This window comes from Mycolicibacterium iranicum, assembly GCF_002101705.1.
Classification (GTDB): domain Bacteria; phylum Actinomycetota; class Actinomycetes; order Mycobacteriales; family Mycobacteriaceae; genus Mycobacterium; species Mycobacterium iranicum.
Genome location: NZ_LQPC01000054.1, coordinates 217955 through 224015 on the forward strand (window position 1 = coordinate 217955; position 6061 = coordinate 224015).

Below are 6061 nucleotides of genomic sequence, written 5' to 3' on the forward strand. Positions count from 1 at the left end.
CACAAGCGTAGGCCTCACGGCCGGGCTTCATGCCCCTTTCTGCCGTGTGTCCGGCGGTCTTCTTTCATCCGCGCCTCGTGCAGATGGCGGGCACCGTCGAGCAACTCGTCGCGTACTCGGCGCTCGTGCTCACGGAAGACCGACCAATACGAGTCGTCGAACTCCTCGACGACCTGAAACGTCCACCGACCCTGCAAGACGTTGCGCCCGACCAGTTCCGTGCTCAACCTCTCCGCGACCGCTTCGTTGCCCGCCTCGCGCAGCGCGTCGCACGCCTCGCCGAGCAGGAGGTCGGCGTGGCCCATCAACTGATGGAACGAATACAGATGGCCGCGGGCCCGCTCCACGAACTCCAGCGCTTCGGTCACCTTGCCGACGGCGTCCACCGTGGCATCACTCGCGTCAGTCACCGATGCGAGATACCCACCCCGACAGCGCGGCAATCACGCTTCGAATCTAGTCCCGAGCTCCGGACCCGGCCGCATCTACTCTGGGGCTCCGCCCTCGGCTACCGCCTTGATCCGCTCCAGCGTCCTCCTCATATCCCTGAGATTGCGCCGCCGACGCAACTGGCCGCCGAGCAACGAGTACGCCGCCATCAGCGGACTTTGGTTCAGCCGGAAGGACTCCGTGACGTCGGTGCCCCCATTTGCGGGGCTCAGCCGGTAATGCCAGTTGTTCACCGCCCGGTCGCCGAGGAGGACCTCGAAACCGAACTCGCGGCCCGGTTCGCACGCCGTCACTCGGCACGTCGTCCAATAGACGGGCCCGATCTCGTTGCGGCGCACATGCCCGCGAAACCGCGCACCCAGCGCCGGGCCGGTGGCACCGTCGAGCCACTCCGCCTCGAAAGTCTCTGGCGAGAACTTCCCGACGTTGCGGACATCTGCGATCAGATCCCAGACCCGTTCCGGGGGAGCCGCCATCGACACCGTCACCGCGCCGTGCATTCCCTGCATCATCGCGCTCCTTCAGCAAGCGGTCGGCCGCTGCCGTCAGCGATCGAACTCCGTGTCGTCGTCGGGCACGACCAGAGCCTGCTCGACGAGATCGGCCTCGTTGGCCTGCCAGTCGCGGTCCAGGCTGACACGCTGGGCGTCCTGCCAGGAATCCTCGTCGACGTCACTGACGGCGCGCTGCTGTTCGGCGAGGTCGGCCTCGGAGGCGTCCGGCACGTCGCGGTAGGGGCTGCGGTCAGGTGTCGTCATCGGGAACCTCCGTTGTTGGGGCAGCACGTCACACGATAGGCACGATCCAGTCCGGCAGTACTGTCGCAGAGCCGGGTGGCCTCTCCCATTCGTCGTCTCCTGTCGTTGCTACGGGTGTGAGCCGGGGATTCACCCATTCACGTACCTCTCGGGTACGCTGCGTAAACTGCGCGAACAGCGGGACTGACTAGGCCTCCAAACCCGGGGGTCCTGTAAACCGACCAGTATCTTCAATGCCAAAGGTCTGTACTTTGCCAGAAACTCCGAGCGGCCCTGCGGATCTGCAACCTCATTTCGAGGACATCCAGTCGCATTACGACCTGTCAGACGACTTCTACCGACTTTTTCTCGATCCGACGCAGACGTACAGCTGCGCATACTTCGAGCGCGACGACATGACGCTCGAAGAAGCTCAGCGCGCGAAGATCGACCTGTCGCTGGGCAAACTGGGCCTCGAACCCGGAATGACACTTCTCGACATCGGCTGCGGTTGGGGTGCGACTTTGCTGCGCGCCATCGAAAAGTATGACGTCAATGTCATCGGCCTCACCCTGAGCCGCAATCAACAGGCACATGTCCAACAAGCGCTCGAGGCCAGCGACAGCAAGCGCAGCAAGAAGGTGCTGCTGGAGGGCTGGGAGCAATTCGACGAGCCCGTCGACCGGATCGTGTCGATCGGAGCGTTCGAGCATTTCGGCCGCGACCGCTACGACGAGTTCTTCAAGCGCGCCTACCAGGTGCTGCCCGATGACGGCGTGATGATGCTGCACACCATCATCAAGCCCAGCGACGAAGAGTTCGCCGAACGCGGGCTGCCGCTGACGATGAAGCTCCTGCGGTTCTCGAAATTCATCATGGACGAGATCTTCCCCGGCGGAGATCTGCCGAAGCCCACCACCGTCGCCGAGCACGCCAGCAAGGCAGGCTTCCGCCTGACCCGCGAGCAGCGGCTTCGGGAGCACTACGCCAAGACGTTGGACATCTGGGCCGACGCGCTGCAAAAGCGCAAGGACGACGCGATCGCGATCCAGTCCGAAGAGGTCTACGACCGGTACATGAAGTATCTGACCGGCTGCGCGGACCTGTTCCGCGAGGGCTACACCGACATCTGCCAGTTCACTCTGGAGAAGTGACGCCCCGGTCCCGATAGGACTTGGCGGGCTGTCCCGGCTCCGCCTCGGCCGCGTCACGTCGCCGCGCCGCCATGCCGGCAAGCGCCTCGAACGCCACCCGGTGCGCGGCGTTGACCGTCAGTTCGGCGTGGTCGTATGCAGGCGCCACCTCGACGATGTCGACACCCGCGACATCGTGCTCGTAGCAGAGCTGCCGCACCATCCTCAGCAGGTCGGCACTGGTGATGCCGCCCGGCTCCGGTGTGCCCGTGCCCGGGGCGTGCGCAGGGTCCAGCACGTCGATGTCGACCGACACGTAGAGCTTGTCCGCCTTGGCCAGCGCCTCACCGACCGCGTCGGCCATCACTGCCTTGAAGCCGCGCTCCCAGATTTCCTGCATGGTGTGCCAGGTCATCTTCTGCTCGAGCATCCACTCGAAGGTGTCCTGCGGCGGCCAATAGCCCCGCAGCCCGACCTGCACGAAGTGCGAACCGGGGACCGCGCCGGATTCGATCAGCCTTCGCATCGGCGTTCCGTGGCTGGCGAGGTTGCCCTCGATCTCGTCGGCGGTGTCGGCGTGGGCGTCGAAATGGACGATGCCGACATTGCCGTAACCGTGGTAGTCGGCGACTGCGGTGGCTGCGGGCCAGGTGATCGAGTGATCGCCGCCCAGAATCACCGGGACGATCCCCCGCGAGGCGATGGTGTGTACGCGTTCACGAATGTTGTTGTGCGACACCTCGGTCTGCCCATGCGGGCAGTAGGCGTCACCGAAGTCGACCACTTCGAGCCAATCGAAGATCTCCAGCCCCAGGTCCATGTGATACGTGCCGGGCTCGTACGCCGTGGCGCGAATAGCCCGAGGCCCGAAGCGCGCCCCGGGCCGGTTGGTGGTCGCGATGTCGAACGGGGCCCCGACGATCGCGACGTCGGGTTTCCACGTGTCCAACTGCTCGGCCTCCGTGAGGAACGGACGGTGCCCGAAGGATGCGACGCCGGCGTACGCGAGCTCCAGCTGTTCGAGCATTCCCGGAGGGAGATCCCTCTGGTGTCCGTGATCGTGACCCATACGGACGACCCTATTCGCTCACCGGTCTCCTGACCCCTCCAATGCGATCCGCAACGCCTCAGGGACCGGGCGCTTGAGCCAATCGTCGGTCGACACCACGACGTATACGTTGTGTCCGCGGACCGCGACGTGTTCCTGCGTCCCAACACGGCGAGTGAGGACCTCGAATTCGATCGTGAAGCTCGTCGTACCGATGCGGGCGCACTCGGCGGTGACCCGCACCGTGTCTCGCCATCGAACCGATGCGACGAAGTCGATGTCGCTGTGGACCACCTGGAAGTCGTAGCCGCCGGCCATCAGGTCCGGATACGCGACATCGAGCGCGTCGAGCAAACCGGTGCAGGCCTCGTCGAACCAGGTGAGGTAGTGGCCGTTGAAGACGACGCCCTGCTGGTCCACCTCGGCGTAGCGGGGCACGATCGGCAGCGAGAAAGGGGTGGAGAGCTCGCTCACGCGCAACACCCTACGGACCAGTCCACAGCGCGCCGGCGGTAGTGCATCAGACTTGGGTGCATGGAGCTCGTGACGATCGACGATGTCCGGTCGGCGGCGCAACGGATCCGCCCCCACGTGGTGCGTACGCCACTGCTGCCCGCACGCTGGGGTGATGCCGAGCGACCGTTGTGGATCAAACCGGAGAACCTGCAGCCCATCGGGGCGTTCAAGGTGCGCGGCGCGTTCAACGCCATCGCAGCGGTGCGAGAACGGACCGAGGGCCCCATCGATGTGGTCGCGTACTCCAGCGGCAACCATGCGCAGGCGGTGGCCTATGCGGCGGCGACGTTCGGACTGCGGGCCCACATCGTCATGCCCGAGGAAACACCGAACGTCAAGGTGCAGTCCACCCGCGACCTCGGTGCGCGGGTCGTGCTGTGTGGCGCGGGCCAGCGGGAGAAGGTTGCCGACGAGATCCTCACCGAGACCGCGGGAGTCATGATCCCGCCGTTCGACCATCCCGACATCATCGCCGGGCAGGGCACGATCGGCCTGGAGATCGCCGAGGACCTGCCGACGGTGGCCACCGTGCTGATCCCGGTCAGCGGCGGAGGACTGGCGTCGGGGATCGGCACCGCGGTACGCGCGTTGTGTCCGCAGGCGGCGATCTTCGGCGTCGAACCCGAACTTGCCGCCGACGCTGCCGAGAGCCTGCGCGTAGGTCATCGGGTCGACTGGTCGATACACGACCGCAACCGGACCATCGCCGACGGGCTTCGCTCACAGCCGTCGGCGTTGACGTTCGCCCACCTGCAGCACGTCTTGGACGGCATCATCACGGTTACCGAGGCCGAAATACGTTCGGCCGTGCGGGAACTCGCCTCGCGTGGCCATCTGGTCGCCGAACCGAGTGGTGCGGTGGCGCTGGCCGGCTACCGGAAGGCTCGAACGCCGCTGGGTCAGACGGTGGCGATCCTGTCAGGCGGCAACGTCGAACCGCGGATGCTCGCGCAGATCTTGACCGAGTCGGATTAGACAGGTGTGCAATTTCGGGGGCCCGGCAGGTAGGGTCACCCGGGATCTGAAGGAGTGTGTTCGTGGACGCTGTTCTCGGCTTGTCGGTGACGCCGTCCGCCGTGGGCGTGGTGCTGGTCGAAGGCCAGGACGACGACGGAGTCACCCTGGACGGCGAGAGTTTCGAGGTCCGCAGGCGCGGCCGGTCGAACGCGGTGGAGACGTCCGCGCAGGCTGCGGCGGCCGTGCTGCGTACCGAGGCCGTGGCCGCCGACCTCGGCTGCCGGGTGCATTCCATCGGAGTGACCTGGAGCGACGACGCCGACACCGAAGCCTCGCTGCTGCTGAAGTCGCTCAGCGACTCCGGGTTCGACAACATCGTTCCCGTGCGATTGTCCGAGGCCACCGATGCATTGGCCCGCCGGATCGCCCAGGTCCTCGGCTTCCGGACCACCGCCGTGTGCGTCATCGAGCCCGAGCAGCTCATCGCTCTGGTCGTCTCATCGCGCGACGATTCGGACGGTGCCAGCGCGGTGCAGACGGCGGTCAATCACGCCGTGGTCACCGAGGATGACCTGGTCGGCTGGCTCAGTTCGGTCTTCGCCAGGGCCGACTGGGCACCGGAAGCCCTGGTGCTCGTCGGCTCCGCCGATGACCTCGACGGCCTCCTGCCTGTTCTCGAAGACGCGCTTGCCGTGCCGGTGTACTCACCGGACGAGGCTCGCCTTGCTCTCGCCCGCGGCGCGGCACTGGCCTGTGCGCAACCCGGCGAGTTCACCACCTGGGACACCGCAGACGCCGGCCCAGCGACGAAGCCCCCGGCCAGACGCTTCGCCCGGTTCTGGCCCGCTGCGCTGCTGGGCGCGGGTGCGATCGCATTCGTGGCATCCGTATCGGCTGCCATCACCCTGCAGCTGACACCCGAACCGGCCGCCCCGCAATCACGCCCAGCCGCCGAAGCGCTGCCGGAGGCCCCCGCCCCGGCTCCTCGGCCCGCGCGGATGTCTCCCGCGCCGGCTGCGCCCGCAGCTCCCGCTCCGATCGTCGAACAGGTTCCGGTGGAGGCGGCACCGATTCCGGAAGAGGCGCCGGTTGTCGAGGCCGCACCCCCCGAGCTCGCGCCTCCCGCGGCGCCGCCGCCGGATGCCGCGCCGCCGCCGGATGCCGCGCCGCCGCCGGATGCCGCGCCGCCGCCGGATGCCGCGCTGCCCCCAGCCCCTGGT

General features: G+C 66.9%; 8 protein-coding genes. 3 read left to right on the plus strand and 5 right to left on the minus strand.

What is annotated here, in order from left to right; all coding sequences use genetic code 11:
* Positions 1 to 14 precede the first annotated feature (14 nt).
* From AWC12_RS26925 to AWC12_RS26935, 3 genes are all read right to left on the minus strand, one after another.
* Positions 15 to 410 (minus strand): hypothetical protein, encoded by a 396-nt coding sequence (locus AWC12_RS26925; RefSeq protein ID WP_036464116.1) that lies wholly within the window; start codon positions 408 to 410, stop codon positions 15 to 17.
* Positions 411 to 485: 75 nt separating this feature from the next.
* The gene (locus AWC12_RS26930) at positions 486 to 950 is read right to left on the minus strand and encodes an SRPBCC family protein (protein WP_024444886.1); all 465 of its coding nucleotides are present in this window, start codon (positions 948 to 950) and stop codon (positions 486 to 488) included.
* Between the two features lie 45 nt (positions 951 to 995).
* On the minus strand, positions 996 to 1208 hold the full coding sequence (locus tag AWC12_RS26935) for an Rv3202a family protein (protein WP_085178041.1): 213 nt from the start codon (positions 1206 to 1208) through the stop codon (positions 996 to 998).
* Positions 1209 to 1459: 251 nt separating this feature from the next.
* Here AWC12_RS26935 and AWC12_RS26940 point away from each other — a divergent pair, with 251 nt between their 5' ends.
* Positions 1460 to 2341 (plus strand): cyclopropane mycolic acid synthase family methyltransferase, encoded by an 882-nt coding sequence (locus AWC12_RS26940; RefSeq protein ID WP_024444888.1) that lies wholly within the window; start codon positions 1460 to 1462, stop codon positions 2339 to 2341.
* On the opposite strand, the gene speB is transcribed toward AWC12_RS26940, so the two are convergent.
* A complete protein-coding gene (gene speB / locus AWC12_RS26945) occupies positions 2325 to 3389 on the minus strand; it encodes an agmatinase (RefSeq protein WP_085178042.1) in 1065 nt (354 codons plus the stop codon). The two genes, AWC12_RS26940 and speB, sit on opposite strands and share 17 nt — an antisense overlap.
* 18 nt (positions 3390 to 3407) lie before the next feature.
* Positions 3408 to 3842: an acyl-CoA thioesterase gene (locus AWC12_RS26950; RefSeq protein ID WP_085178058.1), complete on the minus strand. Its 435-nt coding sequence runs from the start codon at positions 3840 to 3842 to the stop codon at positions 3408 to 3410.
* Positions 3843 to 3902: 60 nt separating this feature from the next.
* On the opposite strand from AWC12_RS26950, the gene AWC12_RS26955 reads away from it, so the two are divergent.
* Together AWC12_RS26955 and AWC12_RS26960 are read left to right on the plus strand one after the other, a co-directional pair.
* On the plus strand, positions 3903 to 4859 hold the full coding sequence (locus tag AWC12_RS26955) for a threonine ammonia-lyase (RefSeq protein ID WP_085178043.1): 957 nt from the start codon (positions 3903 to 3905) through the stop codon (positions 4857 to 4859).
* A 62-nt stretch (positions 4860 to 4921) separates the two neighbouring features.
* Positions 4922 to 6061: DUF7159 family protein (locus AWC12_RS26960; RefSeq protein WP_085178059.1), on the plus strand; the 1140-nt coding region annotated here is incomplete at its 3' end.